A 26,588-nucleotide genomic window follows, 5' to 3' on the forward strand; every position below is an offset into this window, starting at 1 on the left:
TCCCTATTCCCCTGGTGATTGTCCATGCCCTCAACATTGGTTACTTCGCCGGTTGGTTTCTGGACTGTAATCACCATATCACCGTCAGAACATAATCTCTCAACAAATGCTTTACCAAGTCCTTTGCTTGCATCAATAACCATTAACTTCATTAAGTTAGCTCCCTATAAATAATTAATATCATCGTTTGAAAGCCTAAGAATTTGTTTGTAAAGTCTGATTTTCCCCCTAAACTTTCTCATTAAAGCTCCAATAATACGGGAGGACTTTGTCTCTATTTCTCCAAAAAATTGAGAGAATCGGGAAGACTTTTGAAACAAGTTCTAAATAAGAATTTATTTGATCAAATAGCATATAATCTAAAAGTAAAAGTTTATACATTCCAAAAATCAGCCGCTTCTTTAGGAAAAGTAGAAAGAACTTTTTGAAAGGCTTTTTCATTTATATGTTTCCTTAAAGCAATAGATACATCTCTAATAGCCGTATCAGGAGAAAAATTGTGTTCCTCGCGCAATAATTTCACTTCTTCAATCATTTCCTCATAATCTCCAAAAGGTTTTTTAGACTCGTTTATATTCCAGTCAGTTACAAAAAGAGCCCTTAAGCAGACTGGCAAAACATTGGCAAAAGCAATGACATTTTCTGTAGAAAGTCTCCGACGAAATACTTGAAAAACACCTTGGGTCATCGTATAGGCTACATGTGTGCTCCATAATCCCGCTATGTTACGGGTATCTACTAAATACTCATAAAAATTATCTGAAGCACACTGATATTCTGCAGGTACTGGCATAATATTTTCTTTGAATTTTGTAGTGTTTTCACATAATTATAGCCCACCTTATTTATAAGTCTTATAGATTTAATAGTGACATCTATGTTCTAGCCAAGTTCTAACTTCTTGTTCAGAACCAAAACTCATATGCTTATTAAAAACTGGATCATAAACTTCAAAATATATATCACCGTAGCGGCTAACTTTTCTAGATATTTTAGGTTCGCTACAGTAGGCAAATATATTTGTCAATGAACAAAGTAGCCCATTTATTTTTTCTTTGATGCGTTCCAAAAAATAGAATTTTTCATGAAATGAAGTGATAATTGAGAGACAATCTTTTATTGTGTTTACACAATTTTCAGAAAAGTTTTGATTAGTCATTTTTTTAGAAATGAAATTTAGTGGAGCAAAAAATAGCATTAAATGATTTAATTGGACGTTAATAACTATTCTATTTTTCAAAAGAATTAATCGACTTATATAAAAATTTTACTCATTTATTTCAAATAAGAAAGATGCAGTTACAATAAATTGTTATGGATACAGTTTACTTTTCAGCAACTGTTATGGTTACTAATCAGCTTAACTGTAATGCTTTTCTAATTTATAGCAAAGATTGCTAAGATTAGGACATAATGTATGGAAAGAGTTAGGAAAAAAGCGATGCCAGCCCCCTACAGTGTAGATCTAAGAGAGAAAGCGGTAAGTGCAGTAGAAAAAGGAGAGAAGAAAAGCCATGTCTGCCGAACACTGAACATTAGTCGCAACACCTTAGACCTATGGATAAAAAAGAAGAAAGAAACAGGAAGTGTAGCCGCGAAGAGAGATTATGAGCGTGGTCCACGACCGAAAATAGATGATTTGGATAAATTCAGAGAATTTGCGGAGGAGAACGGTCATTTAACGCAAAAACAAATGGCAGAAAAATGGCCAGAGCCTGTAAGTAGAATAAGAATAAGTAAGGCTCTAAAGAAAATAGGGTTTACTAGAAAAAAAAACTTATATTTACAGGGAAATAGAAGAGGAAGAGAGAAAGGCATTTGAAGATGAAATCAAGCAATATGCGGCAGAAAAACTGATTTATATGGATCAAGCCGGTCTAGATGACACTCTAGACTACCCCTATGGGTACTGTCATAAATCAGAGAGATTAAAGGCGAGCAAATTAGGACATAGAACCAAGAGAGTCAGCATAATAAGTTGTTGGTGGAATGGAACAACAATAGCTCCAATGATATTTGAAGGATACTGTAACGCTCAAGTAGTATGCACGTGGATAGAAGAAATGTTATTACCAGAGTTAATACCAGGTCAGATACTAATCATGGATAATGCAAGCTTTCATCCGAAAGAAAGAATAAAGGCATTGGTAGCAAAAGCTGGGTGTGAGGTTATATTTTTACCACCATATTCACCAGACTTGAACAAAATTGAGAAGTTCTGGGCGAGACTAAAACGTTATGTTTCCCAACTTGTTAGTAATGGAGAATCGCTGATTTCTGCATTGGATATAGCGTTGAGAGAACTGTCCTAACTATCTCGTCCTTTGCTATAGAAACAAAAAATGAAGCCTAAGTTTATGACAACCTCGCCTAATCAGACCCTCTACCAAACGGTAGCGGATCAAATTCATGGACTGATTAGCGAAGGTACTTTCCAGCCAGGCGATCGCCTACCATCAGTGCGAAAATTACATCGGCAGTGGTCAGTAAGTATTTCAACAGTCTTGGAAGCTTATCGCCTACTTGAGGATCGAGGATTAATCGAAGCTCGTCCCCAGTCAGGCTACTTTGTCAAAACCATATTGAATTTCCTACCTGACGAGCCTAGTCCCAGCACACCTCAGTCTGCCGATAATCCTGTTGATACGTCTTTAGCCTTTCGTGTAAATAATTCAATGTTGAAACCTGGAATCATTGGCTTAGGGGCTGCAATCGCTGGTAGCAATCTTTTACCTATAGCTACCCTCAATCGTTTGATGGGGCAAGTGCTACGGGCTAAGCCTGAGGTGGCCCATCGCTATAGTTCACCACAAGGTTGTGAAGAATTACGTCATGAAGTAGCACGTCGTCTCATAGATACTGGTTGCTCTATTAAGCCAGATCAGATTGTTATTACGAATGGAACGACGGAAGCACTCTATCTTTCCTTAAAGGCTGTCACAAAACCTGGTGATATCGTTGTCATCGAATCTCCTACTTATCATCTTTTATTGGAAACCATTGAAGCCCTCCACCTCCGGATTCTAGAGTTACCGACTCATCCTCAAAATGGCATCTCGCTAATACATTTCGAAGATGCTTTGAAAAGCGATCAAATTTCAGCTTGTGTCCTAATTGCAAATTTTAGCAACCCTTTAGGTAGTTGCATGAGTGATTCTAAAAAGAAACAGCTTATAAGTTTAATTAATCGTTATAATGTTCCATTAATTGAAGATGACATTTATGGTGATCTTAACTTTACTGGAAATCGCCCAAAAGCAATCAAATCCTTTGATACCCAGGGTTTAGTTCTGTATTGTTCATCTATAAGCAAAACATTATCACCTGGATTAAGAATTGGCTGGGCTGTACCGGGACGTTATCAGACAAAAGTTGAGCAACTAAAGATGACTACTAATTATATGACAGCAGTTGCTCCACAACTGACAATCGCTGCATTTTTAGCAAATGGTGGTTATGATCGCCATTTGCGGAAGCTACGACGCACTTACCACTCGCAAATGATGGAGATGACTCAGGCAATTTGTAATTACTTTCCTAAAATGACCAGAGTATCTAGACCAAAAGGAGGCTATATTCTCTGGATTGAAATGCCAGAAATAGTTGATACTCTTCAGCTATACGAAGATGCATTACATCATAATATTGCCATTGCTCCAGGCAGTATGTTTTCTTCATCTGGCAGTTATCGTAACTGTTTTCGACTTAATTTTGGTTTGCCTTTTACAGAAGAGATTCATCAAGCAATGATTATACTTGGACAACTTTTGCATGAGCAGACAAAATAAATTTTACAATTCAAGGCAATTTTTAATTAAAAAAGCCAGCAACAAATGAAGAAATATCCCCCCAGCCCCCTTCATAAGGGGGGAAGCCTATGGACGGAGGGGATTAAGAAGCCTAGTGAGCAGTGCTGGGCAAGCGGCATTAGGGAGATGGCCAATCAGCGGTGGTGAAGGTGGCACCGTTACGGCAGATGGGCCCACCGTTGGATTAGCAAAGGCACCAGGGGCGATCGCCGTTATGCCTAGCGCCACCAAGGCTAGACTGGAAAGTATTTTGTACTTCATAATTGCAGGGAGTGTCATTGAGTGGGGTTGTTTTATATGTCCTTCTCTTTTTGTCAAGGCTCTTTTATAAATCTATTTCAGCAATTTTTTGTAAACGATCACCAACACTTTTAGTTTCTACTAATAAATCATTCCAATTATCAGGGGGATGACCGCTTTCCAACATTTTCCTGAAGACTTTGTAGGCATCTGTGTTACTCTCATAGGCTCGTTTAGAGTTTTCATCATTAACCCAAGCCAGGAAAATTATTTTACTTTCTTGATGGTAGCGAAAAAATAATCGGTACTGCTGAAAAAATTTAGCCCTAAACCAGTACTTATAATCATTCCCAAGGCTACTTCCCTGTCGATATTCATTACGGGTTGGATCTTGGGGGATAACATCAAAAGCTAATTTGGCGATCGCCGCTAGTCGCTTTGTAGCATTTTTCTTTTGATAATCCTTAGGATTCTTGCGACGCAAATGGTCAACTTGGGTTACAAGATCTTCAACCTGTTCAAGGAATAGGGGATGGGCAAATATTTTCCATCCATTAATCACTAAAGGCTGATCTGCCGACAAACTCATTCGTCCTCGTCCAGCAGTGGTGCATCAAGATCCACATCAACCCCGGAGACTAATAATTGAACATGATCGACCAACTTAGAACTAATTGCTTGTAATTGCTGGAGGTTCTCTTCCATATCTTGGGCAAGAAAATCCAGAAATTTTCCCAGCACCGGATCACTATCTTCCAGGTCAACCCGTGAAATCCATACTTTGCCAGAGGGTTCTATGGTGTAGCAAATTTTATCCCGCTTATTCAGGCCAAGGGCTTTGCGAACAGGGTCAGGCACTGTGGTCTGATAGCGATCCGTAAGGGTTGATTCTGGGCATGGGGCCAATGTTCCAGCCATAGCGACCTCTAAGCCTTTATGTAAAACTATATGTCGATGGTAATGCGATTGCATTGTCTTGTCAATGGTGAGGTCAATCAACCAATTCTTCGATCGCCAACAAAGCTGGGGTCTGGTCAAATGGCAATGTTGAACGGCCTTGGGATTGGCGAAGGCAGAATAAGTAGGGGTTGATTTCAGAATTTCAACAACCCCGTTCACCAGCCACAGACAGCGTATCGAACTTAAACAACCAATTTTATAAGTTCAGTGTGGAACGGACTTGTTATACGTCGTGACTTTGCTTAAGATTTCCCTGATTTATCTAAGGGCACAAAAACTAGAGTCTGTTATTGAGAAAAATCTAGTATAGATAGATCAGTTTTCGCAATAAGGCAATTAATCGAGGGGGTACCAACTTAAGGCGGGACAGCCTACCCTCAAATACAGCAATATTTTGCTTTCAAGAAAGATAACGGGAAAAGTCAGTACCGCCACCTTTTATCTATTATTCATTTTAATGAAGCGATCAACTATCGCCTGACCACCGGGTAATTTGGTTTCGATGTTATCATCTACCCATTCTAGATGAGCCTGTTTATAGCCACCTTCGCCTCCAAAGTATTCCACATCTTCCGTGTAAACAAGCGCTAAAGCCTCTCCAGGAATAGATTTTTTAATTTCTTCATCACTGACAGTTTCAGATCGGTTACGCATCCAATCACCACCATAGTGAAACTCACCGTCTGGGAGCAAATAGTAGAAAAAATATTCACGATATCTAGCCAAGGGTAAACCTCTATGATTTCAAAATCTAGTGCAAACTTTAGCATTTAAAATTCAATATTTCAATAGTTAAAACTAATTGCTTATTAAATTAGTACAGGTAAAATGACTAAAAGCTTTCTCAACAAGAAAGTAATTGTATTAATACCAATCAGAACGAATTAATGAGTTTCGTAGATTAAAGAAAAATGGACGTGCTTCCCGGCACTTTATGGTCGTCGTCCCTCCCTTTTTTTACTGCCTCCCCACCCCCCGCCGGATAAAGGCTACCTATCAATACCCAAAGCTACTGACCGGCGGCCCCCCGATGTGGGGGCAAGAAAGCAAGTGAGGGCTTCTAGTTTTAAGTTAAACTCAAACTAGAAAGTTAGTCAGGCGTTGAGCGATAGTGCGGAGGCACATTCACTTTTTTGCCGTTGACAACCTTGGTATGGGGCTTAACGTACACCTTCTTTTTACCGTCGTTGGTTTTAGCCATAGGATTCCTTTTGGATGAATAAGGATGCAAAGGACTTCCTTGCAAACACAGGGCTAAAGTTTGGTCGCTCAGACTTGTGTTTACTCGGTCTTTCTTCACATAACTTCAGCTTATAGCACCCATAAACGAAAAGGCACTAAAAGGATAGTACGGATAACCGAAAAGGTATTCTAGGTTAAGACTAAAAGTTTATATTCCCCCATTCCACAGGGTTTGCCAGTATAGCGGCGGGGAAAAATCATTGCTCAACACCAAAGGAACAAGCCTAAACCTTGCCTGCAGGAAACTCTAAGGTGGTTGCCCCTTGTGCGCCGCCTCAAGCTTATCTGTCAAGGCGATCGCCAAAAGATCAGTTAAGTCATATTCGTTCCAATGACCATTTCAACCCTTAATTATTTTGGTTAGCGACAAACCGATTAACCAGTTCAACGTCAATGTCTAATTCCTTGGCAATTTCGGCAATTGTAAGACCCAATTTCTTCAGCAGGGGTATGGTTTCCAGTTTGCCCTCTAATTTCCCCTCCAGTTTGCCTTTGAGTAAGCCTCGTTGTTCACCTTCCCGTAAGATTTCTTGATAGACAGCTGATTCCTTCATAATTTCATTCCTTAAAATTGTTCTAATAAACTCAGGGGCCAGCAGAATTCCTCCAAAAACAGAAGTTGCCGTCATGAGATTTGCCTTAACTCGATTATCCTCAATCTGATCCAGCACAGTCGCCACTTCCCTCAATTTTAATGCGGGGTCAGAGGTCTGCGTCAATACCGCTAGGGGCAACAACCCTGGACTCTGAAGAAATACTTCGGACGGTTGCTCCCAAAGCCGAATAACCTGATAACGATGGACAGTCCCCCCCAACTGAAAACTGTCCTGATAAACCAAATCATTATTACTACGTTTTAGATAAATAACGAATTGGTGCATCGTCTTCTGGGGAAAACGGCGATAAACCCTTACCCGATAGTCCAACATCCGAAAGCCCGTGGTGGGGTCAGGTTCCGTTTGGAATTCCAGATGCAACACCAAATCTTCTGATTGCTCCAAAATCAGGGAGTCAGCCCGAATTGGCTCCAGGGAAAGTTCCGTCGGACTGAGCTTGGTTAATTTGATTGGTCGTCCTAGCAACCAAGCGGCATAATCTTCGGAAAATGATTCAGCGAGGAATTTGCAGAGATTGTCAAACATATCCAAATTTTACCGGCGATCGCCTATTGCAAATTCAGCAGACAGTTCCCATACCAAGATAGATGTAAAATCATTCACTTGGGGCTGAAACCTATATATAGCGAGAATTTTAGGCTTAGCGTCTGTTTTTTTCTTTTTCTGTAATAACCCCTATTCAGGCAAAATTTACTAGGGATTTAATGGCGATCGCCATAGATCTTTATTGTTAAGTTTCCGTATAATCAATAGTTATGCGGCGATAGCATAATTGAGAAAAGCATGAAAGCTACTGTATATATTGCAACAAGTGTTGATGGCTTCATTGCACGAAACAATGGTGGTATTGATTGGCTACCTAGTGGAGGAGACACAGATGACGGTGAAGACTACGGTTATCAGGAATTCATCGATTCAGTGGATGCGCTTGTCATGGGGCGGAATACTTTTGAGTTAGCATTGTCCTTCGATTCATGGCCCTATGGCGGAAAGCCAGTATTTGTTCTAAGTAGTCGGAAAATTGACATCCCTGACGACCTGGCAAAAACAGTCGAGTCTATGTGCGCGCCTCCACGAGAAATAGTTTGTCGTCTATCGGAGCGCGGATTCCAGCATTTATACATTGATGGCGGAAATACAATTCAAGGGTTTCTTAGTGAAGGCTTGATTCAGCAATTAATTATTACTAAAGTGCCAATCCTCATAGGTGAAGGAATTGCACTTTTTAGTTCGCTTCCCCACGATGTCAGATTGCATCATCTTGAAACACGACAGTTTGAAAACGGCTTGGTGCAAAGTAAATACAAGGTGATTGAAGATGCCGCATAACAAATCAAATGCAGCGGACAGACGAAAGCCGCAAGTACTCTGACCTAAAAACACCTGCTAATGCTTTATCTTGGTCAATCAAGTGCTATCACCATCAAGCAGACCGGCTACGCTAACTATGAATCCCCAACTTTCAGCAGCAATTACTAGGAGTTTAACGACGATAAGGTTCCGTTAGATGAAAATTGTCCATGTTGATAAACCATTGACCTTCTGGGGTTTGATGAAAAATATCCACAAAACGATGCTGCCAATGAATATCTGCCTCCCCATAGACGTAACGACTGTGAATAGTTTGAGAAAAACTTTCATCCAAGCCGGTGAAACTAACCCAAAGTTCTAATCTTGGTTGTTGATTTGTTGCTTCTAAAAACCCATAAAGTGGGCTATTACTGTCTATAGGGTGCATAACTAACCAACTCAAACCAAAAACTGGAGTGTGGGAACGTAATAAGTTTAAATCATAAAAACGGCGCATTTTATGTCCTTCTTGGCTTTGCTCATCCCGAACTAAACTGACTCTAATTTGAGCTTCTAAAATACGATTATCCCGTTGATTAGCAGCGCGAAACATTAATGTTGGGATATTTTCAAAGGGGCAGACCACAGCGACTCCACTAAATAAGACCCTGGAGGTGGGTTTGGCAAAACGTGCAAACATTAATCCTGTTAAAATAGCCAGGCTGATCAATCCAACAAAAATTTCCACACTGACGACGATGTGAGCGAGCACAGTTTTGGGATACATAGAACCATATCCCACCGTTGAAAGAGTTTGAATACTAAAAAAAAATAGATCTAAAAATGATCCCGGTTTAGCATTAGCAATACCGTCTCCAATTAAGGAAAAAACTAGAGCAAAAAAGACATTTAAACCAAAGTAAAAAAAGCCGACAGTCGCCAAAAATTTTGGCCAAGAAAGTACCAGTAACCAATGATATAGATCTGTCTTCATTGCCTGGGATTCTCTATGCCTGGGATTCCATAATCGAATCGGACGTTGGTGGCGGATTGGATGTGCATAAGGAGTCGGCTTTAGTCCATGGGATTTATGCCAACGCCAAGGAAAGGGAAATTTCATCAATATTTTCCAGCCATCATTCATTTAAATCACCTTTACAATAAGCGATCACCTAGAGATCTGCTATGAAGTGCGCCCGTTAGTAGCTCAGTAAGCCCAAAGGTCACCCTGATGGTTGAGAACTTTGGCAACAATTACGAGGAGTTAATGGCGATCGCCTAAAAATGGATTTACTCGGATGGAGTTACGGTTTCGTAAAGATTGGTTACAGACTGATGCAGGTTAGTGCTCTTTACAGTGCCTTAATCTGCCTAACACGCTTTTGGAAGTAGATATACGGAAAGTTTCTGTATAATCCTTAGTTAGAGTTCTCATCTACGTAATTTTGTTAGTACCAAAAGAATTTGGAATCAACTAACTGGATTGAAGGTCAAGTTACGCTTTACTATTGCGCTAATCAAGCTGGATTAACAGTGACTATAACTTCACCACTAGGCTAATTTCGGAAAAAATATGAAAGAAGACTTTGGTTTCACACACATTGCTCTATCTGCAAAAAATATTGACTTGAGCATTAGTTTTTACAACCGCTATGCAAACATGTGCGTAGTGCATGAGCGATTAGATAAAGATACTGGTAAACGAGTTGTTTGGCTGTCTGATAAAACTCGTCCTTTCGTTTTAGTGTTAGTCCAAGACGAAAATCCAACCCCCATCCTAGGCCCTTTTGCACACCTGGGCATTGCTTGCAAGGATAAGAGCGAAGTTGATTGCTTATGCAAACAAGCTAGAGAGGAAGGAATATTGGCTAAAGATGCCACAGATTCTGGCTATCCTGTTGGTTATTGGGCTTTTATCAATGATCCTGATGGACACACCTTAGAAGTCTCCTATGGTCAAGAAATTGGATTAACCATTGATAAGCCCACTTAGAAAGTGTTTGAAAAGTACAAAGCTAGGTATTTATTCCCCTAAATCTCCTCACTAAAGCTCCGGCTTAAAAAGGGAGGCTAGGGGGGATTAGACAGCCAAAACTCAACTTTCCAAACAGGGTTCTTAGGGCGCAGTGGCAAAGCCGGGTGGACAGACATCTTTATCGCCCACGTCCCCTCAATGCTGGAGTTGAATCAGAGAAATTAGAAACTCTTACTGATCGCTAGAAGTATTTACTAGAAGTATTTATTGGTTACTGAGAGAAACCAAAGTACGACTGGCTAAAGCCTTTCCTTCTGCGGGGTCTATATTTGATGTCACCGTAGATTATCACCGTGCATTGGACGAATAGCCAATTGCCAAGTTTTACTAGGGGTTTAATGGCGATCACCTAATTTTCAATATCACATTGATTTATGTGCAAAAAAGAGCCGTATAACAATCGCCATCGACGATTAAGCAAGGATTGCAAGATCTATACCGAAATTAGCGAAGCTATGATTTACGGTGCCTTGATTCGTATTATACTCTGTCGTATTGTTTCTTAATTTTTACTTTAGAAATTAGCTCTAAAATAACATATTTAGTCATTATTAACTCCAATGAAAGCCTTGACTAATTCTTCTTCTGCTCCCCAACTTAATCGTTGTTTAGGACTAATCCAGGTTACTACCCAGGCGATCGCCGTTGTGGGGCCAACCATAACCGCTGTGATCAACATTCCCCAGGTCTATCTCAGTTCCGGGAACAGTAGTTGGCTCACTTACCTGATTGCCTGCCTTTGTATTTTGTTAGTGTCTCAGGTGCTGATCACCTTTGCCAGTCAGGAAGCGGGGACAGCCGGCTTAGCCACCTATGTTCTGCAAGGTTTGGGGGTAACTTTTGCACGGTTAACGGGCTGGTTACTCTTACTGGCCTATGGCGGCTTTGGCATACTACTGCTGGCCATGGCCAGTCAAAGTTTTGCAATCTTGATGGGGATGGCCGGACTCAAACTGCCTCTGTGGTTTTTTGTTGTGCTTCTGGGGGGATTAATTTGGCAGCTAGTGTCACGGGATGTGCGAGTATCCAACGGAATGATGTTAGTGTTAGAAACTATTTCAATTATTATAATTTTCTGGTTATGTAGCGTTATTTTATTCCACCATAGTATTAAATTTGATTTGTCAGAATTTCAACTCACCAGCGCCACAGGCAACCAAATACGTTCGGGCTTAATGATTGCTTTTTTGAGTTTTGTGGGATTTGAAAGTGCAGCTACCCTAGGGTCTGAATCTCTCCACCCCCTGAGGGATATTCCCAAAGCTCTACGGATTGCTACTTTACTACCAGGGGGATTGTTTTTAGTTTGGGCATATGTTTTAGGACTAGGTTTTAAAGCGGCTCCCAGCAGTATTCTCAACTCAGCCAGTCCCCTCGTTAGTCTCGGAGATTTTTTGCAAATTCCGACGGCGGCGGTGGTGATTAGTTTTAGCGCTTGTGTTTGTTTTTTGAGTGCGAGTTTAGGGGCATTCAGTGCCTTGGCTAGGGTTGGTTTAAGTTTAGGGAAAGAAAAAATTCTTCCTCCATTCAGCACTAAAATTCATCCTGCTTTCCACACTCCAGTGGGCTCCTTAAACCTAGGATTAGGGATTTGTATTCTGGGCACCTTGATCCTGTTGGTAACGGGATTAAAACCCGATGATATTAACGATGTTTGTGGTACTTTTGGGACTTTAGCATTGTTGTTGGTCTATGGTCTTGTTTCCATTTCTCTACTGCGGGATCACTATCGCCGTGGTATCCTTTCCCATTCCATTTTAATACTTGGTAGTGTGACAATTTTAGTGTTAGCAACTGCTACTATTGCGTTTTTAAGTGGGCTAAATCAAGGAGACTTGCTCAATACAGTGTTGATTTTCTTTGTTCTAATGATTTTGGGCATTGGAATAATTGCTCGCCAAGGCGGCGTCCATTCCTGACGATTGGAGAAAAATTGAGTCTGCCCTAGGAGGGGGCCTGCCAGTCTTAACGTAGGTATTTCCCAAATTTTAGCTTTTGGCCCATTGGTCATCATCACTAGGCGATCGCCAAGTTTTACTAGGGGTTTAACTTATATTGATCTAACTTATCCAAATAAGTCACCATCCACCAAAATAACCAAGACATTAGATAGTCCTTGAGAACTTCCTATCTCTTGTAATTTTAGTTCCATTTCAACTGATAAAGGGAATTAGTATTGCGATCTGAAATATATAGCTCACGAGGTTTATTGGGATTAAATGCCAGCCCTGAAATACTCTTAAGCTTTGACTGATGTCTCCATTGCAATTTTGCAGTTTTCAAATCGAAAGCAGCAATCCACCCAGAGTTGTAGTCGGCAACGAAAAGAGATTTGCCATCACTAGCAAGTCCCGAAGGCTTGTCCAGCCAACTTTCTGAAATAAAAGTTTCTTGCGGGACATCGTAAACGTAAGAATATTCTGCAAGAACTTCCATAGGGGCAATCCAAGCTTGGCCAAGTTCCGTTATCTTAGCAAGATCTCCATGAGTTTTTACCCAGTTACTAATAGCTTCTGGTTCATCTCCATCCATCGAGACATTTTTAACATCTTCCCAACTAATTACTCCGGTGCCAACTTGCCCTTTATCGTATTGATCTGACCAGCTTTTGACAACGATTTGGATATTTCCTGCTGTAGTGGCTATTCTCTGAACTTTACCCATACCAGTATTGGAAAAGTAGAGCCAGCCATCTAGCACCAACATTCCGCTAGGTATATCTTTGTCACGCTTGAAATCAATTTCTGGGTAACGCCAAACAATGCCATCGCCATGAAAGCCATTGCCTTCCTGGTGATCGCGGTTAAAGTCATACCGCATTAGATGTCCATTACCTAAACATTGCCCATTGCTGTCTCGACTACCACAGCCATCTAGCAGAAAATAGGCATTACCCTTGTCATGGGCAATCCCCATGGCTAGCGGACTTTCATGCAGCATATCCAAGTGGCTCCCTTCGCGCGGCCAGTGACATTGCTGAACGAGAGAATTCCAATAAGTTAAAGGACATCCTTGTGACAGAGTCAAATCCCGATCTGGATCGTGTCCATTCCCAGGTTGAGGCCAATCATCTAGATATTGCTTACTTTGTCCGGCTAAAGCATAGGTGGTTGCCGAGAATAAAGTAGGCCCCATGAAATGGTTATTAACGAAATTTTTATTTCGCTCAGGATTTTTGATAAAACTTATCCCCCGCAATTCGTTGATCGAATCATTTGAGACTGCGAACGTGTCATCATAACCAAATGCGATACCGGTTGGTTTTGCCATAAAATGCTCGGCGTAGGCATCAGTTTCAACCGATACTTCTAGATTAGACTCCCCAAGATTTGTTAAAGTAGTGATTGAATCATTGCCATGATTGACTACCCACAGTTGGTTTGATTGACTAGGTCTAAATGCCATTCCTGCAGGCTCAGATAACTTGTTTTCTAGAGGGATCCTTGAAAGCGTCATCTTTGGCTGTGCAGACAATTCCTGTAGTCCGATCGCCATTCCCAAAATTAGGAATAGTGACACTAGGAGAACTTGGACGAAACGAGGTTGCTTCATGAATATTTTGTGCATAAGAATATATGTAGCTACCCAGGTCAAATAGAACTAGACAAAAAAAGACTTACCAGAGAGCGACCTAGATTTTATGTAAAGTTGGCATCCTCCCTTTCGTTTACGGAAGGGATAGCTAAACCTCACGATTTGGAATTCGACTGTGAGCTCAGCCGAACGGTTTCTGCTTCATGGCAACTGCCTCTACCCTCGCTGTCTGAATCCGTCGTCTCGGGTGGGTTAGTGACCGTCTCAATTTTACCTTGTAAAGCCTTCCCAGAGGATGGGCTTTAAGAACCATTTTCCTAATGATTCAGCCAGAAATTTGCGGAGATTGTCAAACATACCCAAATCTTACGGGCGATCGCCTCTCCAATACGAAAGCAATGGGCCTGAGAAGATGTTGCGCCAAGTTTAGTCTGGGCCGCGACCTGTGGAGAAGAGAAAAACCCCAACCCCTCAAGATGGGACAACGGCAAGAACCAGAGAAACAGACAGTTTTGGCCCCTGGCACTATCTCAAGAGAAAGGCGGGAAAAGTCTAAAACCCCATAGATAGCCCAGAGTTTCTGGGATTTTTTATTTGGGAAGTATTTTTTTTGCACAGATAATAATTTGGTTCGACCGCTAGGTTATTTAGGGGTCAGTTTATTGAGCCAGAGCTAGGTTAGGTATGATGAGGTGTAGTACTGAAAAATGTTCTTTCCGAGATTCAGGAAAGAGGGTTATTGTGAACTCTTAGGGTTAAGTTGGTCTTTTAGTAGCTATGGTAGAGTTTTCTTAACTCCCGCATCATCCTCAATTGTTGCAATTTTCAATTACCTTTGGTTTTTCTACTTTCAAAGACCCGATGGAAGATTTAGAAAGACTTGGGGGTTTAGCTTTATTTACTCCGGGTAGCAGAGGCTATGAGTGCAACCTTAGTAGCTTGATCAATGGGACTGCTGCAGCCCAACAGCCTGAGCTAATAATTCAGGCTACCTCACCCTCAGAAGTACAGGAGGCAGTTAGATACGCTGCTAGTCGCAATATGCCCATCAGTGTTCATAGTGGTGGTCGTAGTCCTTTCTGTGCTGCTAACGGTAGTCTAATGCTTGATCTCGCTCCTGGGTTGAACATGGTCAAGGTGGAAGCTAATAGGGTCAGAGTCCAAGCAGGAGCGACGATGGGTCAAGTACTAGCAGCCTTAGCTCCCCACGACTGCATGGTTCCAGTGGGTACCTATGGCACGCCGGGATTTGGTCTACTTACCATGGGAGGAGTGGAACATCTCAGCCGTAGCCTTGGCTTAACCATCGATGCCATTGAAGAGCTAAAGGGTGTCAAACCTGATGGTCAACCCTTCACCATCTCTGCTGGTAGTGGGGACAACCAACTGTGGATCTTGCTAAGGGGAGCTGCCATCTTCCTAGCGGTCATTACAGAGGCTACCCTGCGAATTTTTCCCCGACAACGGTTACAAGTACAGCGTCATATTGCCGAGCTGAGGCAGCTAGAAGAACTACTGACCATAGCTGAAAGCTTACCTCGGGGTGCGTCCTGTTCCTTTATCCTCGGCTACCCCCCTGACAACCCAAAGCCCATTGCGATGACTTACGCAGTAGCGCCGGTGGAAGATACTCTAGCCACTGACTGCCTTAGTCAGCTACCTAGTAGCTGGGGAAACGAGGCAGAAGGGCTAGAAGCATTACCACCCTTTGCGTTACCCTTCCAGGACGGTAGTCATCCCATAGTCCCAATAACCTTACCCCCTCGCCAACATCGGCTCCGCACTTGGGTCTACTCCCTTTCCCTGTCTGCGGGATGTGGTCACGCCTTAGTCGAGACACTACAGCCGGCGATCGCCGAAGCTCCCAATAGTACGTGTCAAATAGACCTTCAACATGTCGGTGGGGTTGTTAACGACGTACCTCCACTATCAACAGCCTACACGGGGCGAAATGCTGAGTGGTCGATTATCATCACCGGGGTATGGAATGCTAGCGATATCTTAGCCGCAGAGCAATGCCGAACCTGGGCTGACAAAGTACTTGAAGCATTGCTACCCCTAGCGAACCACTATTACATCGTGCAGAGGCATCCCGGCACCCCAATCTATGAACAGGAACTACGGCTAGCCTAAGGACCCCTGCTACAGCCGTTGAAGTTACGGAAGCAACAGTGGGACCCCCAGAGACTGCTACCACAGCTCGCCTAGGGTCTTCATAGACGTGGGGTTTTAATTAGTATTATTTAGAGTTCAACTAATGGAAAACGAATTGTCTATGGGCATTCAGAAGTGGGTGCTAAGTCAAATACCATCAACAGTATCTCAGGGTACATTCGCCCCCTGATGACTAGATAAGTCCTTCAACGGACTGTAAGGGCAGATATAGCTTCATTGGCTCCTGCTGAAAGGGTATAAAGCCATACTTAAGATAAAAACTCCGAGCTGGTTGATTTAAAGCCTCTACAATGATCGCAAGGGATGCAATCTCTCTTGAAGTCTCTAGTATTTTCTTTAAGGCATCAACCAACAATAACTCTCCTAACCCTTGCCCCTTATGGGCGCCGTCCACTGCTAAACGTCCTAACAGTGTTGCTGGCAATTGAGGATAACGGAGTAAGCATTTGCCTAGGTTTTCCTGCAATGCAGTAACGCTTACAGTGTAGGCAGAAAGAGTGTAGTATCCCAGCACCTCCACGTTGGGAGAGTCTATCAAAACAAAGACTGCCGCCATCCGCTTCTTCAGGTCTTGTGAAGCTTGCCGCTGTATGTAGTTGTCTAGAGTTGCTTCTCCACAGCAAAAGCTTGAACGCACGTGAGTAGCATGATTAAAGGGTTCAATTACCAATACCATGGGGCAACATCTTCTCTTTGTAACGTGAAGCTGCCAACTTTAATGCATTATTAGGCTCTGGTGGATCCAGTAAAGCCTCTACAAAGACTACGCTCTCTTCAAGGGTTAACTGGAGGATTTGGTGGCGCTCAATTACCTTACAGGCTGCAGCTTGGGCACTGCTAACGACAAAATCTGTTAGTGTACGTCCCTCCAAATCCGCAGCTTTCTGCATCAACGCTTTTGTCTCTGGGTTGATACGAGCTTCTAACCTCGCCATAGACTGTGACTTCGGTGTTGGGGTCATGGGGATTTGAGCAAGATACTAGCTATAAGTCAAAGCTATACGGCAATTCGCCGTATGTCAAGACGATGGATAGAATTACCGATGACTTCCTTCCAATAGTCCTTCGCCAGCTGGCTTGAGGGTGCCATCACCGTTAACGTAGCTGTAGAGGGTAGCGGTGGTAATTCCCAACCTAGCAGCCACATCCTTGGCACAGGCAGGGGGTCAGCCATGGCATTCATCGCCATAGTCAGGGTTGTTTTGTCCATCCTGCGGGGTCGCCCTCCTAGCCGACCTCGGGCCCGTTCAGCTTGCAGTCCTGCCTTGGTAGGTTCCGCGATCAGTTCCCGTTCATATTCTGCCAGTGCCGTAAAGACAGCAAAGAAGAGTCTTCCGTTGGCGGTGCTGGTGTCGATATCTGCTCCTGCTCCCGCTAACACCTTAAAGCCAATATTCTGGTTGCGGAGATTATCAACAATCGCGATCAGGTGTTTAAGGTCACGCCACCACCAGAGTATTACCCGGTTGTAGGGCCTTCAGACAAGCATCTAGTCCTGGACGAGTTGAGGTCTTACCGGAGACAAGGTCCCTGTAGATGCGGGCTTCCTCCACACCAGCTTCCCTTAGAACATCTACCTCTAGGTCCACCACCTGGGAGCCATCTGACTTTGATACCCGCACATAACCAATGAGCACACTTCCTCCCTCCATGGCGCTAAAAAAGATAGGTTAAGGGGATAAACCTAGCTTTGTTTTCTAGACGAGTTGTTTGATTCTATACCCATGGTCAGCGACACCAACCGTAAGAGCAAGGAAAACGGTCGTTTTCTTTGTAGGGTATCCCTCGATACTTTCATATGATGTAGTCCTACGCCGATGATTGCCGGTCGCTACAGCCCCTTGTTGAACAGGCCATGTTCTTCTATCTCAAACCCACCGGTGTTGACCGCTCTTGCCGGTACTCTAGAAACTAGGTGGTAACTCCCCCTCGAATTGACTTACTTTTCATGAACTCCTGGGACCCCCAATCGCTGCTGAATTCCCTGCTGTCCGATTTACGTACCCAGGCGGATGCGAGCTATCCAGATCGCATTGCCACCCTTTTCAATGTGGATGTCCAGGACTTTCTAGGGGTACCGACTCCCCAGGTGCGGCAAGCGGCAACTGTCTGCTCAGTATTTCAGGGAACTGCGCCACCTTTCCTTGTCGGAGCTACTAGAACACTGCGAAGTCCTGTTACGATCCGGGGCATACGAATGTAGGTTGATCGCCTTTGATTGGAACTTTCGCCATAGCGCTCACCTCGAAGCTCACCATTTCGACCTCTTCGAGTCCTGGCTGCGCCAGTATGTTAACAGTTGGCCTGACTGCGATGATCTGTGTACCCACTCCCTGGGCCTGGTCATCGCTACATTTCCAGGGGTTGCTCTGCGGGTAATCCCTTGGACTAGGGAAGCGAACCGTTGGCTGCGCCGGGCCGCTGCCGTTAGCTTAATCTATGGTCTGAGACGGGGGTTGCTGTTGGCCGATGCACTAATGGTAGCGGAATGTTTGCTGGAGGAGGAGGACGAGCTAGTGCAAAAAGGCTGCGGTTGGATGCTGAAAGAGGCCAGCAAGTCTTACCCTGACGATGTTTTTGAATTTGTGCTGCGCTATCGCGGGCAACTGCCTCGGTTAGTGTTGCGCACTGCCATTGCTAAACTCCCAGATTCTCAACGGCAGCAAATCCTGAAACATAAAGTGACCTCCCATTGATCCCATGCATCCCCTCCTAGCCCTTGCAAGTCCAAGACTACACCTGCCACCCTTGCACAGACGGATCTGGAGTTTGTCTTTTACCACTTTTCAGACCCAACGGTGAACCGGTACCCGTTGGATCACTCGGCGATCTCCAGTCTGAAGGAGGACCAGAACATTGTGGATTTGTTCGTGCAGCCCACCGATGACACCTACACCCGCTGGGTGCTGGTCAATCAAGCTGATGGACAACCCATCGGCACCTGCGGCTTCCAGAAGTGGGCTCAGCGCAACCGTCCAGCCAAGATTGGCTATACTCTGACCCCTGGAGTCGGGTACAGGCTTCTCTTCTTCTTTTCCTCCTGCCCCGAGATTAGGGTAAAACAAATCCTTCACATTGCCTTCCTATACGTGTCCTAAATAACTAGTGAAGGTTATCCCCCAGGGAGCGGACTATGTTCAACCGGGGCTGACGATAGCGGGCTCTTGGAGCAGACTTCCTCCAGATCTAGACTGGGCAGAAGCAATCTGAATTCTTTCGATGTTGCCTAGGACGGTGAGGGCAAAGCAACCATTTTTAATTTTTTGGACTTACGGGGACTCCTCTTTCGCTAACAATCTGGCAAGTAGATACAGATCTCCATGGCAAAATCAACCAACCCGATAGGTTAATTGATATCGCTTGAAGGCTCGCTCATGGAGAAACAAATCAACCAGAGGTGCGATTGGGGATTGATTAATTAGCATAACCTACCTAAGTCGAGCATTCTATGATCATCTGGATGGTTGAAGTAAATAAAATTTTTGCCGATTAAACTCTCTAGGCCAGCCTACAACGCTAAGTAGTTAGGATGGATCGGATTACTTTTCATTTTTCGGAGGAGCTTGGTGAAAATAGTCGTATTTAATGGCAAGGGAGGAGTTGGAAAGAGCACAATCGCGGCCAATTTAGCCGTCATTTCTGGCAGTCCACTACTTGACGCAGATCCCCAAGCAACGTGTTGTTATTGGGCCGATCGCCGTGGGCCTGACAATCCGGAAGTTGTGGATGTTTCTTTGGGAAGAGTGGCGATTCGGTTGAAAGCCTTGAAAAAAGCCATTGTTGATTTACCCGGCGCTTCCGTCTCCGGGGTCCATGATGCACTATCTGTTGCGGATGTAGTTTTAGTTCCGGTTGTCTATGACCAAGCAACGCTGGATGCCTTACCTGCCACTTTGGAGTTGGTGCGAAACGCCCATCGTCCCACTGCGATGTTACTCAACCGACTTCACCCCCGTGCCCATGCAGACGGAATCATAACTTCCCTAGCTCCCTTGAATGTCCCCATTTGTTTAACGCCGGTGCGGGAACGGGCAAGCCATCGAGATTGGTGGTCCCAGGGACAAGTCGCCGCTGATTTCCCAAATACAGATGCTGGAGGGGATATTCTACAAATATGGCAATGGTTACAAGTACAGTGTGATGTCAAAAAAACTATCGGTTCCTGAAATTCGAGTTACGTCCGCAGAACAGCAAGGCATCTTTGCCCAAGCTGCCGATCCCATAACTCCATTGAAAGAAATTGATATGAACGGCGCCACCCTAGTGGAGCTAGAGGATATTGTTAAGGCTGCCCACCAATCTTTCCAATCTCATTTAGGAAATGCACTGCAAGCTGGCCTAATTGCAGGCAAAGCGTTGTTAATGGCGAAGCAACAGTTTACTTACGATCGCCAAACTGGGGGCTTTCGAGGCTGGCTAGAACGGATTGAAGTAAGCAAATCCACCGCCTATCGCTATATTGAACTTGCAACAAACGAACCAATTGTGTCCCAGGCTGGGACACTTTCAGAAGCGATGGAACGATTAGCTCAACATCGGGCGGAACAGCGGGAATTGCAAGCAAAGGAAGAAAAAGTAGAGGTCAAGAAACGCCGGGTGACTCTGAAGTTGAGTGATGAGCGGGATCAAAAGCTGGAAAAAATTGCCCAAAATCGCGGGGTGGATATTTCGACCTTGATGAAGGAAATTATCGAGCAATGGTTAGCTAGTCAACCATGACTCTGACCCAAAAAGTGGATATTCTTGAAGAATAAAGACCTAGCAAAGAACGATCGCCTGGGGTTTAGGATTTTTCGGCTTGAGCTTTAAAAGCTTTTTGGGCACGCTTGCTATAGGTTTTTGCCGTCTCATAGGGCATCTGCAAATCTTTGGCGATCGCCAGTAACGATTCCCCCAATTCCCGCCTAGCCAAGATCACAGCTTGGGTATGGCAAATATTTAAAGCCCGTTCCCCCCCAGTGCGTTTGCGTTGGGCCAAAAAAAGCTCCGTCAATTGGTCAATGCGTTGCCCCAGGGCCTGTTCCTGGAATTGAACTTGCAAAGGTAGAAATTGATGAATAGTTCCTGTTCTCCAACCCCATCGGGTTTGCCCCAGGCCAAAAGGTGTTTTATGCCCAGTGCCGCAGTAGGGAGCCATTTTTCCTAGGGCGTAGTAAAGCTCAATATAATCCGGCTGATCATGGGCTTTTTTTGATAAGGCAAAGGCCACAGAGCCAACAAAACCTGTTACTTGGCCCTGTTTACCAGCGGTAGTTTTAACAGATTCTAGCCAATGGCGATCAATGAGCACGCATTGCTGTATCCAGTCCAAAAAAGGCTCCACTTCCACTAAATAACCAGAAAAATCATTCCAACGGCGCAAATAACTCTGAAAAACATTTCTGGGATCGGGCAGGGGATAATGGTTTCCCTGGCGACGAAAACTGGTGGGACTAAGGAAAGATAGCTCTATTTTTTTTGCGCTATTCCAACCCATCACCAAATCTTGATAGGCGATCGCCGGCAGAAAAAGATCTAATTTCTGCAAACGAAAACTTTGACGAGCAAGGGTCAGGCTTTTGGGCAATTGTTGGAACCAAGGCACCATTCCCTCAATGACCGGGCCAGACAAGAGGGTGAGATAAAATTCATAACTTTGCCGAGCAGGCAAAAGCCAATGGGAATTGCGCCATTGCATCGGCCCCATCAACCGAGAAAGGGTAAAGGGTTTTTCCCCCTGGCCATCGTGGAGATAGGCTGACAATTCAGGATCGTAGGCCTGGATTTGATGCAAAAACCAAGCATGGAGTCCCTTCATATAATGGGGTTCCAGGGTGATAGTGTCCATGGACTCTAGCTGGAACTTGAGACCAACTATTTCCGCCCCCATCAGTTGCTCAGAATCAAAAATGCCCACAGTTCATTGCCGCCTAACTTTCGCCATCATTTTCCCTTTGACCAGTGAGCTCGATCAACCGCTGACCTAGGGCCTGAACCATCAACTTATCCCGCAATTGAGCATCCCCTCGACTCAAACCATAAACTATGCCAGTAATTATTTCCCCTAAATTGACTTCATCGTCAGCATTGCCCAATCGACTTTCCGCCATGGCCACAATAGGCAATGGCAAAGACTGGCAAAATTCAAGCCACTGCTGTTGTTCTGCTGCAGTTTTGTAGAGAATAATGCCATGGGTGGCTTCAGCCATAATTAATCGATTTTCCGGGGAAGGTTGCCCCCCTGTATCAATCAGATTAATAGTTTCATTGGCAGAACGAACCCAGCCCGCTGCCATAGTGGCAAAAGCTGAACTCCAGTCCCCACAATTTTGGGAGCGTAGGTCTTCTGCGAGGGGAGGGTTGTTAACTTGAGTTTGGTAGAGCCAGGCCCCTTCCCCATCGGGGCAAGCCCGGATGACATAGGGATAGGGCGCCCCCACCTGGGAAGCAATAACTTGCCGAATGCCTTCAATTAAACACGACTTGCCCACCTGGGGAAAACCACAGATGGCTACCTTAATTTGCTGGGAAACCTTGACTGGTGATTCAATGAGACTCCCCAATGGATATTTCTTCACCCGGCTGATGGCCACAATATAAACCTTATAACCCCGACGACAGGCCTTGGGATCCATAACGGCGATCGCCCCATAGAGGGGAGCTAACCGTTGGGCAAGGGTATAGGCAACGGCAACGGATTGGGGTCCTTCTATTTTTAGTAAATTACCCCCAGCTAAAACCCCCTGTTGGATCATTTCATCAATACCTTGGGCAGCATCCACCACCAGGCGATCGCCAGACGTAGGTTCTGCCCGATTGAAAGCCCCGTGGAGGATATCCCCTTCCAAGCGCAAATGGTAACTAGACATTCAACCAGAAAATAAAAAAACTAGCATATCATCCAATGGAAAAGCTAATTTCCAAAAATGATCTAGAGTAGAACTAGTCCCATTGGAAAAGCCCAAGAAAGATGGAATTTATCTTTGAATATTCCCCCACAGTAGACCTACTTAGCCACCTAGTACCAAGGCAATCCCTAAGTAGCCCCATTTGCCTCTCCAAGGCAGTGCGGCTGTGGGTAATGCTCCGCTCCATTTACGGTCACGAATCTGACCCTGTTTACTGTGACTTGGGCCATAGCTTCACCTCTCTGGAGTGGCGAAATGCTTTTTTCACCGACGTAGCTGACTTTCATCAACAATTTGATGGCAATAGCCTGGAACACCTTAATCCCAACTGCCCTTGCAACCAAACCATCCACTACTGGTTATTTGAAGGGTATCTGCGGGAAGAAGAGCAAAAATGGTACCAAGATTTTATTAATGCCTGTTGTCTGAACGATGACGCATCGGTGGCATCATTTCTGCAATCCTTGACATGGAACTCAAAAGCGCCGGCTAACCCCAAAAAAAATCGCATCTTTGCCTGTGTGGGAAGAACCTTAAAAAACAATCTTAAAGATCTAGTCAAATTAGGATATCTAGACCATGATGGCAAAAATTATTATCAAAAGGAAGACATTGCTAAGCTTTATCAGCCCCCTGAGATCAGAAATAGCGATAAGAAAAACATTGTTATCCCCATCATTCACGAAGATTTGAGTGAAGTACCAGGTATCTTTCAAGAAACAGAGGGGGAAACCCAACGATTTTTTATGCACGTGGATTATGCTGTAGCCAGAAAAGACCTGGACAGCGATTTGCTCTATCAATTCAAGGAAATTTGGCAGAAAAATCCCTTTCCCGTCGTGAAGCTAAAATATGACAGTGCCAGTTTACATCGACTAACTGAGCGAATTATTCACCCGGTTTGCATCTATTACTATCAAAGAGCTTTGTACCTTTGTGGCTATGGCCAAACCCCCAAACACAGAAATAAAATTGATTGGTATAACTACCGCTTAGACCGCATTCGACACTGTGAAACTTTAGATTGGTCTGATGATGCTATTCCCACCTTGCTAAAAGACCAAGAAAAAAAACCTTTCACCCCCCATTACATTGATCAACAACTACGGCAAGCCCTAGGGTTTGACTTTTATAAACCCCAAAAAACTATGATCCTGCGGTTCAACCAAGAATTTTCAGAGAAATACATTGATGAAAGCTTTCGCCACGAAACCTTCACTAAATTTTCTCATCCCAAAGCCCTAGCAAGTTGGCAAAAAAAACAGGCCCTATCCGCAACAGAAAATCAACAACTTAACAAATATCTAGAACAATGGCAGAGTACAGATTCCAACAATCCCACCCACAGCTATTACCGCATGGATTACCGAGTTGATGACAACAATGTGATCATGCGTCTACGGGCTTGGGGACCAAATGTGGAAGTACTTTTTCCTTTGCGATTAAGACAACGGATGGCCGATGACAGTAAGACCATGACAACTCTTTACCAATCTTGAATCAGTGCAACTACTATATTTCGATGAATTCCCCAACCTTTAATTCCCCTAGCCTCACTTCCCGCTTTAGTAATGCTTTTATATTGGCCAACCAGCTCCATGGCCACCAATTTCGCAAAGGTTCCCAGGTTCCCTACATCAGCCATCTGCTCGGAGTCACCGCCCTAGTGCTAGAAATGGGGGGCAATGAAGACGAAGCAATCTCCGCTTTACTGCATGATGCGGTGGAAGATCAAGGAGGTGACACAACCCTACAGCTGATCCGTGAACAATTCGGGCAAGTCGTGGCAGAGCTAGTTTTAGACTGTTCCGATAGTCAAATTATGCCCAAGCCCCCCTGGGAAGAAAGAAAGCAAAAGCACTTAACTAAACTACGTCATGGCTCCCTTTCCATCCTGAAAATTTCCTTGGTAGACACATTACACAACTCCCGCACCATTCAAATAGACCGCCGGCGCCAGGGAGAAGAAATTTGGAGCAAATTCAGTCGAGGTAAGTCGGGCATCCTTTGGTATTATCAGAATCTTTGGGAAATCTACCAAGACCGCAACCCTAATGCTTGGTCTATGGAGTTAGCCGGCATCATTGATGATTGGCGTTACTCAAATGTCAATTGAACAAATAATTTAGCCAACAAGAAAATAGCTTTTCCAGTGTCATGCTAGAAAGTAAATATTGAGTTAAGTCATCCACCATGCAACTAAAACATTGGCAGTCTCAAAAACAGGAGCAAAAAAAGAGCCCTGGGGCCCCAAAAAAAGTACGGCGACAAAAAGCCCGTCTGCAAGCCCTACGCAAAAAGCTCCATTCTTCCGGTGCCAGAGACTAACCCCAGTAATCGGTTCACCACAACTCGTCATATTTCCAAGGAGTAGCAAATAAACATGAACAGCATTTTCACCATTAGCCCCTATTGGACTGGCAGCACCTGGGCCTTTGATGCCGAAGAAGTCGGTTTATTGGGGGAACCTTTTGTTTCCGGGGCTGATGCCATTTTGAGTGCCATTGTCAAGCGAGAATTGGCATTGGAGACCGAAAAAGGCAGTCAGTTCGAGTTAATCTTCAGTGCTGAGGGCTTTCCAAGTTACCATGCCTGTTTCGAACGACAAGAGACGGATATTGATTATCAAGACCTCGACCACGGCGATCGGGGTTGGCTATGTCCAGCTACCCTAAAATTTTTTCCCAATGGTCATCCTGAAAAACTCTATATTCAAGTGCGGGCTATTAATAAATAACTAAGCAACGCGGCAATAATGACATCTGTTTTTCATGTTCTAATCGGCTGCCCGGCCAGTGGGAAATCTACCTTAGCAGCTTACCTCCATGAAGCCATACCCGAAAGCCAGATAATTTCCACTGACCAAATCCGGGAAGAATTGTTTGGGGATGCTAGTCAACAGGGAAATTGGGCATCGATCCAGGCAAAAATTTCCGTTGATATTCGGCAGGCGCTTTCGCAGAGATCCGCTTCGCAGTGCGCCGTTGGAAAACAAATTATTTATGATGCTACCAATGCCCAAAAAGCATGGCGCTCAGAATTATTGGGCAACTTGCAAAAGTTCGATAACCTCAAGATTATTGGTTGGTATTTACAAACGCCATTAGAAGTTTGTTACCAAAGAAATAGGAATAGACAACGACAGGTTCCGGAAGATGTAATTGAGATTTATGCCATGGCTCTAGAAAAATACCCTCCCAGTAAAGATGAAGGATTTACTGAACTGCACTATATTCCCCATGACCAACTAGCAAGCATTGATTTTTCACAGTTAATAAGTTAATGGAAAAACTAATTTCCAACAGTGAGATATAACGATAATTGTCAAACGAATCAGATTAGAGAAGACAAAATGACCACTTTTATTAACAACAGTTTATTCACCATTCAACCCTACTGGCTTGGGCGAACCTGGGTATTTGATGCCCCTAATTTGGGAGTCATGGCAGAACCTTTTGTGGCGGGCACAAATATCGTTTTAACCCAATTAGCTCAAACACGCTTGGGCATTGAACCCAGTGAGGGAGCCAAGTTTCAATTGATTTTCAGTGCCCAGGGATTTCCGGGCTTACATTTAAGCTTTCGACGGCAGGAACCAGAATTTAATGGCTATTGGTATCTCAGTGAAGCTCAGGATTGGGCCTGGTTTTCCCCTGCTATAACTAGCTTCTTCTCCAATGGGTACCCGGAAGAACTTTATTTACAGGTTTTAAGGTAAAAAACATGGGCTGCCCTAATAATTTATGCACTGATAGAGCTTTTAGAAAAGCCTTTTTCTCTGGCAATGATAGCTTAATTT

Annotated in this window: 30 protein-coding genes and 3 pseudogenes; 18 read left to right on the forward strand and 15 right to left on the reverse strand. The window is 44.0% G+C overall.

The window, feature by feature from the left end; all coding sequences use genetic code 11:
- Nucleotides 1-56 precede the first annotated feature (56 nt).
- From IQE94_RS18940 to IQE94_RS17800, 3 genes and pseudogenes are all read right to left on the reverse strand, one after another.
- Nucleotides 57-152: pseudogene (locus IQE94_RS18940) on the reverse strand (SDR family NAD(P)-dependent oxidoreductase); the annotation flags it as partial.
- Nucleotides 153-373: 221 nt separating this feature from the next.
- A complete protein-coding gene (locus IQE94_RS17795; RefSeq protein WP_223343374.1) occupies nucleotides 374-793 on the reverse strand; it encodes a DUF2267 domain-containing protein in 420 nt (139 codons plus the stop codon).
- Between the two features lie 69 nt (nucleotides 794-862).
- Nucleotides 863-1,159, reverse strand: coding sequence for a hypothetical protein (locus IQE94_RS17800; protein ID WP_223343376.1), 297 nt, complete (start codon nucleotides 1,157-1,159; stop codon nucleotides 863-865).
- Between the two features lie 258 nt (nucleotides 1,160-1,417).
- Between IQE94_RS17800 and IQE94_RS17805 the strand changes: the two genes are divergently transcribed.
- The 3 genes from IQE94_RS17805 to IQE94_RS17815 are packed head-to-tail and all read left to right on the forward strand — an operon-like array spanning nucleotide 1,418 to nucleotide 3,788.
- Nucleotides 1,418-1,822 carry an IS630 transposase-related protein gene (locus IQE94_RS17805; protein WP_223341982.1) on the forward strand — a complete coding sequence of 135 codons (405 nt, stop codon included), beginning with the start codon at nucleotides 1,418-1,420 and terminating at the stop codon, nucleotides 1,820-1,822.
- Between the two features lie 7 nt (nucleotides 1,823-1,829).
- On the forward strand, nucleotides 1,830-2,312 hold the full coding sequence (locus IQE94_RS17810; protein ID WP_249214025.1) for an IS630 family transposase: 483 nt from the start codon (nucleotides 1,830-1,832) through the stop codon (nucleotides 2,310-2,312).
- Between the two features lie 45 nt (nucleotides 2,313-2,357).
- Nucleotides 2,358-3,788: a PLP-dependent aminotransferase family protein gene (locus IQE94_RS17815; protein ID WP_223343377.1), complete on the forward strand. Its 1,431-nt coding sequence runs from the start codon at nucleotides 2,358-2,360 to the stop codon at nucleotides 3,786-3,788.
- An 87-nt stretch (nucleotides 3,789-3,875) separates the two neighbouring features.
- On the opposite strand, the gene IQE94_RS17820 is transcribed toward IQE94_RS17815, so the two are convergent.
- The 5 genes from IQE94_RS17820 to IQE94_RS17840 form a co-directional block, all read right to left on the reverse strand.
- Entirely contained in the window at nucleotides 3,876-4,088 is a 213-nt protein-coding gene (locus tag IQE94_RS17820) for a hypothetical protein (RefSeq protein ID WP_223343379.1), read from the reverse strand.
- Nucleotides 4,089-4,134: 46 nt separating this feature from the next.
- Nucleotides 4,135-4,638, reverse strand: a complete 504-nt coding sequence (locus IQE94_RS17825) for a type II toxin-antitoxin system YhaV family toxin (protein WP_370630548.1) — start codon at nucleotides 4,636-4,638, stop codon at nucleotides 4,135-4,137.
- Nucleotides 4,635-4,967 (reverse strand): type II toxin-antitoxin system PrlF family antitoxin, encoded by a 333-nt coding sequence (locus tag IQE94_RS17830; protein WP_223343382.1) that lies wholly within the window; start codon nucleotides 4,965-4,967, stop codon nucleotides 4,635-4,637. The genes IQE94_RS17825 and IQE94_RS17830 overlap by 4 nt, the downstream gene beginning before the upstream one ends.
- Before the next feature lie 480 nt (nucleotides 4,968-5,447).
- Nucleotides 5,448-5,735 carry a hypothetical protein gene (locus IQE94_RS17835; protein ID WP_223343389.1) on the reverse strand — a complete coding sequence of 96 codons (288 nt, stop codon included), beginning with the start codon at nucleotides 5,733-5,735 and terminating at the stop codon, nucleotides 5,448-5,450.
- Nucleotides 5,736-6,598: 863 nt separating this feature from the next.
- Entirely contained in the window at nucleotides 6,599-7,393 is a 795-nt protein-coding gene (locus tag IQE94_RS17840; RefSeq protein ID WP_223343391.1) for an Rpn family recombination-promoting nuclease/putative transposase, read from the reverse strand.
- Nucleotides 7,394-7,651: 258 nt separating this feature from the next.
- Here IQE94_RS17840 and IQE94_RS17845 point away from each other — a divergent pair, with 258 nt between their 5' ends.
- Nucleotides 7,652-8,197, forward strand: coding sequence for a dihydrofolate reductase family protein (locus IQE94_RS17845; protein ID WP_223343393.1), 546 nt, complete (start codon nucleotides 7,652-7,654; stop codon nucleotides 8,195-8,197).
- A 154-nt stretch (nucleotides 8,198-8,351) separates the two neighbouring features.
- Here IQE94_RS17845 and IQE94_RS17850 read toward each other — a convergent pair whose 3' ends face one another.
- Entirely contained in the window at nucleotides 8,352-9,278 is a 927-nt protein-coding gene (locus tag IQE94_RS17850) for an ion channel (protein ID WP_223343445.1), read from the reverse strand.
- 453 nt (nucleotides 9,279-9,731) lie between these two features.
- Here IQE94_RS17850 and IQE94_RS17855 point away from each other — a divergent pair, with 453 nt between their 5' ends.
- Together IQE94_RS17855 and IQE94_RS17860 are read left to right on the forward strand one after the other, a co-directional pair.
- Nucleotides 9,732-10,151, forward strand: coding sequence for a VOC family protein (locus tag IQE94_RS17855; protein WP_212722476.1), 420 nt, complete (start codon nucleotides 9,732-9,734; stop codon nucleotides 10,149-10,151).
- 602 nt (nucleotides 10,152-10,753) lie between these two features.
- Complete coding sequence (locus IQE94_RS17860; protein WP_223343394.1) at nucleotides 10,754-12,112, forward strand: APC family permease; 1,359 nt, start codon at nucleotides 10,754-10,756, stop codon at nucleotides 12,110-12,112.
- A gap of 223 nt (nucleotides 12,113-12,335) precedes the next feature.
- Here IQE94_RS17860 and IQE94_RS17865 read toward each other — a convergent pair whose 3' ends face one another.
- Nucleotides 12,336-13,688, reverse strand: a complete 1,353-nt coding sequence (locus IQE94_RS17865; protein WP_223343396.1) for a YncE family protein — start codon at nucleotides 13,686-13,688, stop codon at nucleotides 12,336-12,338.
- A 900-nt stretch (nucleotides 13,689-14,588) separates the two neighbouring features.
- On the opposite strand from IQE94_RS17865, the gene IQE94_RS17870 reads away from it, so the two are divergent.
- Entirely contained in the window at nucleotides 14,589-15,860 is a 1,272-nt protein-coding gene (locus IQE94_RS17870; protein ID WP_212722471.1) for an FAD-binding oxidoreductase, read from the forward strand.
- A 214-nt stretch (nucleotides 15,861-16,074) separates the two neighbouring features.
- On the opposite strand, the gene IQE94_RS17875 is transcribed toward IQE94_RS17870, so the two are convergent.
- The 3 genes and pseudogenes from IQE94_RS17875 to IQE94_RS17885 all read right to left on the reverse strand — a co-directional run bounded on the left by IQE94_RS17875 (nucleotide 16,075) and on the right by IQE94_RS17885 (nucleotide 17,539).
- Complete coding sequence (locus IQE94_RS17875; protein WP_212722469.1) at nucleotides 16,075-16,578, reverse strand: GNAT family N-acetyltransferase; 504 nt, start codon at nucleotides 16,576-16,578, stop codon at nucleotides 16,075-16,077.
- Nucleotides 16,562-16,864 (reverse strand): DUF1778 domain-containing protein, encoded by a 303-nt coding sequence (locus tag IQE94_RS17880; RefSeq protein WP_212722467.1) that lies wholly within the window; start codon nucleotides 16,862-16,864, stop codon nucleotides 16,562-16,564. Before IQE94_RS17880 ends, IQE94_RS17875 begins: the two co-directional genes overlap by 17 nt.
- Nucleotides 16,865-16,939: 75 nt before the next feature.
- A pseudogene (locus IQE94_RS17885) lies at nucleotides 16,940-17,539 on the reverse strand (recombinase family protein).
- 311 nt (nucleotides 17,540-17,850) lie between these two features.
- On the opposite strand from IQE94_RS17885, the gene IQE94_RS17890 reads away from it, so the two are divergent.
- The 5 genes and pseudogenes from IQE94_RS17890 to IQE94_RS17910 all read left to right on the forward strand — a co-directional run bounded on the left by IQE94_RS17890 (nucleotide 17,851) and on the right by IQE94_RS17910 (nucleotide 20,621).
- Nucleotides 17,851-18,105 (forward strand): hypothetical protein, encoded by a 255-nt coding sequence (locus IQE94_RS17890; RefSeq protein WP_223343398.1) that lies wholly within the window; start codon nucleotides 17,851-17,853, stop codon nucleotides 18,103-18,105.
- On the forward strand, nucleotides 18,047-18,598 hold the full coding sequence (locus tag IQE94_RS17895) for a DNA alkylation repair protein (RefSeq protein WP_255611419.1): 552 nt from the start codon (nucleotides 18,047-18,049) through the stop codon (nucleotides 18,596-18,598). Before IQE94_RS17890 ends, IQE94_RS17895 begins: the two co-directional genes overlap by 59 nt.
- A gap of 63 nt (nucleotides 18,599-18,661) precedes the next feature.
- Nucleotides 18,662-19,000, forward strand: a pseudogene (locus IQE94_RS17900) (GNAT family N-acetyltransferase); the annotation flags it as partial.
- A gap of 468 nt (nucleotides 19,001-19,468) precedes the next feature.
- Nucleotides 19,469-20,068, forward strand: a complete 600-nt coding sequence (locus IQE94_RS17905) for a P-loop NTPase (protein ID WP_212722463.1) — start codon at nucleotides 19,469-19,471, stop codon at nucleotides 20,066-20,068.
- Entirely contained in the window at nucleotides 20,043-20,621 is a 579-nt protein-coding gene (locus tag IQE94_RS17910; RefSeq protein WP_212722461.1) for a CopG family transcriptional regulator, read from the forward strand. Before IQE94_RS17905 ends, IQE94_RS17910 begins: the two co-directional genes overlap by 26 nt.
- A gap of 64 nt (nucleotides 20,622-20,685) precedes the next feature.
- Here IQE94_RS17910 and cas6 read toward each other — a convergent pair whose 3' ends face one another.
- Nucleotides 20,686-21,798, reverse strand: coding sequence for a CRISPR-associated endoribonuclease Cas6 (gene cas6 / locus IQE94_RS17915; RefSeq protein WP_223343399.1), 1,113 nt, complete (start codon nucleotides 21,796-21,798; stop codon nucleotides 20,686-20,688).
- Nucleotides 21,799-21,811: 13 nt separating this feature from the next.
- Entirely contained in the window at nucleotides 21,812-22,750 is a 939-nt protein-coding gene (locus IQE94_RS17920; RefSeq protein ID WP_223343400.1) for a hypothetical protein, read from the reverse strand.
- Nucleotides 22,751-22,851: 101 nt separating this feature from the next.
- On the opposite strand from IQE94_RS17920, the gene IQE94_RS17925 reads away from it, so the two are divergent.
- The 6 genes from IQE94_RS17925 to IQE94_RS17945 all read left to right on the forward strand — a co-directional run bounded on the left by IQE94_RS17925 (nucleotide 22,852) and on the right by IQE94_RS17945 (nucleotide 26,507).
- Nucleotides 22,852-24,288, forward strand: coding sequence for a TIGR03985 family CRISPR-associated protein (locus IQE94_RS17925; RefSeq protein ID WP_223343401.1), 1,437 nt, complete (start codon nucleotides 22,852-22,854; stop codon nucleotides 24,286-24,288).
- Between the two features lie 23 nt (nucleotides 24,289-24,311).
- Nucleotides 24,312-24,905, forward strand: a complete 594-nt coding sequence (locus tag IQE94_RS17930) for an HD domain-containing protein (protein WP_223343402.1) — start codon at nucleotides 24,312-24,314, stop codon at nucleotides 24,903-24,905.
- Nucleotides 24,906-24,982: 77 nt separating this feature from the next.
- On the forward strand, nucleotides 24,983-25,117 hold the full coding sequence (locus IQE94_RS18740; RefSeq protein ID WP_255611421.1) for a hypothetical protein: 135 nt from the start codon (nucleotides 24,983-24,985) through the stop codon (nucleotides 25,115-25,117).
- 55 nt (nucleotides 25,118-25,172) lie between these two features.
- Nucleotides 25,173-25,526: a hypothetical protein gene (locus IQE94_RS17935; RefSeq protein ID WP_223343404.1), complete on the forward strand. Its 354-nt coding sequence runs from the start codon at nucleotides 25,173-25,175 to the stop codon at nucleotides 25,524-25,526.
- Nucleotides 25,527-25,544: 18 nt separating this feature from the next.
- A complete protein-coding gene (locus tag IQE94_RS17940) occupies nucleotides 25,545-26,072 on the forward strand; it encodes an ATP-binding protein (protein WP_223343406.1) in 528 nt (175 codons plus the stop codon).
- A 69-nt stretch (nucleotides 26,073-26,141) separates the two neighbouring features.
- Nucleotides 26,142-26,507 (forward strand): hypothetical protein, encoded by a 366-nt coding sequence (locus IQE94_RS17945; protein ID WP_223343408.1) that lies wholly within the window; start codon nucleotides 26,142-26,144, stop codon nucleotides 26,505-26,507.
- Nucleotides 26,508-26,588 lie beyond the last annotated feature (81 nt).

It is taken from the genome of Synechocystis sp. PCC 7339, from assembly GCF_019924095.1.
In the GTDB taxonomy this organism is placed as follows: Bacteria; Cyanobacteriota; Cyanobacteriia; order Cyanobacteriales; family Microcystaceae; genus Synechocystis.

Excerpts from the sequence above, each read along its gene's own strand:
- IQE94_RS17870 (WP_212722471.1), top strand. The coding sequence starts at position 14,589 with ATGGAAGATTTAGAAAGACTTGGGGGTTTAGCTTTATTTACTCCGGGT.
- IQE94_RS17890 (WP_223343398.1), top strand. The coding sequence starts at position 17,851 with ATGAACTCCTGGGACCCCCAATCGCTGCTGAATTCCCTGCTGTCCGAT.
- IQE94_RS17800 (WP_223343376.1), bottom strand. The coding sequence starts at position 1,159 with ATGACTAATCAAAACTTTTCTGAAAATTGTGTAAACACAATAAAAGAT.
- IQE94_RS17805 (WP_223341982.1), top strand. The coding sequence starts at position 1,418 with ATGGAAAGAGTTAGGAAAAAAGCGATGCCAGCCCCCTACAGTGTAGAT.
- IQE94_RS17815 (WP_223343377.1), top strand. The coding sequence starts at position 2,358 with ATGACAACCTCGCCTAATCAGACCCTCTACCAAACGGTAGCGGATCAA.
- IQE94_RS17945 (WP_223343408.1), top strand. The coding sequence starts at position 26,142 with ATGACCACTTTTATTAACAACAGTTTATTCACCATTCAACCCTACTGG.
- IQE94_RS17795 (WP_223343374.1), bottom strand. The coding sequence starts at position 793 with ATGCCAGTACCTGCAGAATATCAGTGTGCTTCAGATAATTTTTATGAG.
- IQE94_RS17830 (WP_223343382.1), bottom strand. The coding sequence starts at position 4,967 with ATGGCTGGAACATTGGCCCCATGCCCAGAATCAACCCTTACGGATCGC.
- IQE94_RS17845 (WP_223343393.1), top strand. The coding sequence starts at position 7,652 with ATGAAAGCTACTGTATATATTGCAACAAGTGTTGATGGCTTCATTGCA.
- IQE94_RS17820 (WP_223343379.1), bottom strand. The coding sequence starts at position 4,088 with ATGACACTCCCTGCAATTATGAAGTACAAAATACTTTCCAGTCTAGCC.
- IQE94_RS17910 (WP_212722461.1), top strand. The coding sequence starts at position 20,043 with ATGTCAAAAAAACTATCGGTTCCTGAAATTCGAGTTACGTCCGCAGAA.
- IQE94_RS17855 (WP_212722476.1), top strand. The coding sequence starts at position 9,732 with ATGAAAGAAGACTTTGGTTTCACACACATTGCTCTATCTGCAAAAAAT.
- IQE94_RS18740 (WP_255611421.1), top strand. The coding sequence starts at position 24,983 with ATGCAACTAAAACATTGGCAGTCTCAAAAACAGGAGCAAAAAAAGAGC.
- IQE94_RS17865 (WP_223343396.1), bottom strand. The coding sequence starts at position 13,688 with ATGGCGATCGGACTACAGGAATTGTCTGCACAGCCAAAGATGACGCTT.
- IQE94_RS17935 (WP_223343404.1), top strand. The coding sequence starts at position 25,173 with ATGAACAGCATTTTCACCATTAGCCCCTATTGGACTGGCAGCACCTGG.
- IQE94_RS17860 (WP_223343394.1), top strand. The coding sequence starts at position 10,754 with ATGAAAGCCTTGACTAATTCTTCTTCTGCTCCCCAACTTAATCGTTGT.
- IQE94_RS17920 (WP_223343400.1), bottom strand. The coding sequence starts at position 22,750 with ATGTCTAGTTACCATTTGCGCTTGGAAGGGGATATCCTCCACGGGGCT.
- IQE94_RS17925 (WP_223343401.1), top strand. The coding sequence starts at position 22,852 with ATGGAATTTATCTTTGAATATTCCCCCACAGTAGACCTACTTAGCCAC.
- IQE94_RS17840 (WP_223343391.1), bottom strand. The coding sequence starts at position 7,393 with ATGTTTGACAATCTCTGCAAATTCCTCGCTGAATCATTTTCCGAAGAT.
- IQE94_RS17825 (WP_370630548.1), bottom strand. The coding sequence starts at position 4,638 with ATGAGTTTGTCGGCAGATCAGCCTTTAGTGATTAATGGATGGAAAATA.
- IQE94_RS17850 (WP_223343445.1), bottom strand. The coding sequence starts at position 9,278 with ATGAAATTTCCCTTTCCTTGGCGTTGGCATAAATCCCATGGACTAAAG.
- IQE94_RS17875 (WP_212722469.1), bottom strand. The coding sequence starts at position 16,578 with ATGGTATTGGTAATTGAACCCTTTAATCATGCTACTCACGTGCGTTCA.
- IQE94_RS17880 (WP_212722467.1), bottom strand. The coding sequence starts at position 16,864 with ATGACCCCAACACCGAAGTCACAGTCTATGGCGAGGTTAGAAGCTCGT.
- IQE94_RS17940 (WP_223343406.1), top strand. The coding sequence starts at position 25,545 with ATGACATCTGTTTTTCATGTTCTAATCGGCTGCCCGGCCAGTGGGAAA.
- IQE94_RS17930 (WP_223343402.1), top strand. The coding sequence starts at position 24,312 with ATGAATTCCCCAACCTTTAATTCCCCTAGCCTCACTTCCCGCTTTAGT.